We start from the raw sequence: 797 nt of genomic DNA on the forward strand, positions 1-797 counted from the left end.
CGGACGTGGTTAACCGAGTCAGCATTAGCGTCACAATTGAGCTATTGGCAAACACAACTGGATGATTGCCCGATGGTTCACAGTTTGCCGTTGGATTACCCGCGTCCGGCAGAAAAGGTGCATGTTGGAGCACAACAGCATTATCAATTAAGTGAACAGCTATTAGGTCAGCTACATCAGGTAGCAAGGGCGCATGATTGCACCTTGTTTATGTTGGTGCATGGTGCTTTGTCTTTAGTGTTGTCCCGTCACAGCTATAGTCAGGATATCGTGGTAGGTACGCCGGTGGCGAACCGCACGCAACAAGAGTTGGAGCCGTTAATAGGCTTCTTTGTGAATACTTTGGTGTTAAGAGCGAATACGCAGCATGAGAACTTGCGGTCTTATCTCCAACACATTCGCCAGGTGAGTTTGGATGCTCAGGCGAATCAAGATGTGCCCTTTGAACAGTTAGTCGAACATTGTCAGGTACAACGCAGCAGCAGTCACACGCCGTTGTTCCAAATCATGTTGAGCATGAATACCACCAGTGCATCGTCGCTCAGCTTACCGGACGTGAGTATCACGCCATTAGCAGGTGAAGGGTATCAATGTAAGTTTGATTTAGAGTTGACGCTGGACGAGACAACATCGGGTCTGGGTTTGACTTGGGGGTATGACACAGGGTTATTTAACGCTGAGCGGATTGTGCAGTTACAAGGCCATTTGGCTGAGTTGCTTTCGGCTTTGGCGCGAACTGTCGAGCAGCCAGATATGCCACTTCGTGCATTGGAGATGTTAAGTACTGAAGAGCGAGA

Annotated in this window: 1 protein-coding gene; it reads left to right on the plus strand. The window is 48.8% G+C overall.

Annotated features, from left to right (window positions below; translation table 11 throughout):
• Window positions 1-72: 72 nt before the first annotated feature.
• The coding region (locus AN214_RS21770) for a condensation domain-containing protein (RefSeq protein ID WP_235576802.1) at window positions 73-797 on the plus strand (725 nt) is incomplete at its 3' end.

The organism is Pseudoalteromonas sp. P1-9, assembly GCF_001399975.1.
Classification (GTDB): Bacteria; Pseudomonadota; Gammaproteobacteria; order Enterobacterales; family Alteromonadaceae; genus Pseudoalteromonas.